We start from the raw sequence: 1,209 nt of genomic DNA on the forward strand, positions 1-1,209 counted from the left end.
TGTTAATATTAATAAAGGTTCAGCTTTATATTTATTTATTTTATCTAAAAAATTATCTACATCATATAAATTTTTTATCATTAACATTCCCTTTATCTCTCCATATACAGGATGTTCCACTATAACATCTTCTACTTTTCCCCCAAATTTAACTATAGTTTTAAGTTCATCTTCCATTTCGCTTGTTTTATGTGAAACAGCAATTACTTTTCTAACCATTTCCTTCTCTGCTTTTGGAATTAAATATCCATCTGGAGTAGCTATTATACTTTTGCCTTCAGCCCTTAAAATTGCTATATCTTTAACTATTACCTGTCTAGTAACACCTAACTTTTCAGCTAAAACATGACCTTTTTGAGGTATATTACTTTTTTCAAGGATTTCTTTAATACATACTCTTCTATCTGCTGAGTTCATACTAACCTCCCATAGTATATTTTTGAAATAATCAACTATACTTACATTACTATTATATCATAAAATTTGGAATAACTTTATAGACGAATAGAAGAAACTTTTTAAAATACAATTAAAATTATTCTTTTAATTATTTTTATCACAATGTCTAAGTATATCAAGCTCTAAATCATCATTTATTTTTTCATCATGATGATTTTCTACCAAATAAAGTAACCTACTATTATTTTCTATTTTCTCTAATAATTCTTTTCCCAATTTAGCATGCTCATAATATACTTTTATTTTTGTATTATTAGAAAATTTCTTCAATTTACCTTTAGAAAATCTATCTCCTAATACTAAAATAGACTTATCCAATATATTCAACTCCTTATATATTTTACCGATATCATGTAAAAGTGCTGCTTTTAATAGCAAATTTATATTTACCTTATCGAATTTATCATTACAAATACTTTGTACGTCATAGGCTACTTTTACCGAATGTTTCTGTTCCTGAATAGATAATTTACTAAATAATTTTAATTCATTTATATTTAGGATACTTTTTATAAAACTATCATCATCTCTATTGATTTTAGCAGTGAGTGCCCAATAAAATTGTTTTATTCTATAACAAAATAGCATTTATTTATCACCTTTAATTCTATTATAATAATTAATTTATAAAAAAACAAAAGGAATTACAAATTTGTAATTCCTTTTACTAAGATGGTGGAGATAAAGAGATTCGAACTCTTGACCCTCTGCGTGCAAGGCAGATGCTCTCCCAGCTGAGCTATACCCCCA

The 1,209-nt window shown here is 26.0% G+C and carries 2 protein-coding genes and 1 tRNA gene; all 3 read right to left on the bottom strand.

What is annotated here, in order from left to right; translation table 11 throughout:
- On the bottom strand, positions 1-417 hold a 417-nt coding region (locus J5G60_RS18380), incomplete at its 3' end, for a transcription repressor NadR (protein ID WP_207876637.1).
- A gap of 126 nt (positions 418-543) precedes the next feature.
- Entirely contained in the window at positions 544-1,047 is a 504-nt protein-coding gene (locus J5G60_RS18385; RefSeq protein ID WP_150358917.1) for an HD domain-containing protein, read from the bottom strand.
- A gap of 85 nt (positions 1,048-1,132) precedes the next feature.
- Positions 1,133-1,208: transfer RNA gene (locus J5G60_RS18390), tRNA-Ala, on the bottom strand.
- Between the last annotated feature and the right edge of the window lies 1 nt (position 1,209).

The organism is Clostridium sp. HV4-5-A1G (assembly GCF_900184915.1).
GTDB lineage: Bacteria > Bacillota > Clostridia > Clostridiales > Clostridiaceae > Clostridium_B > Clostridium_B aromativorans.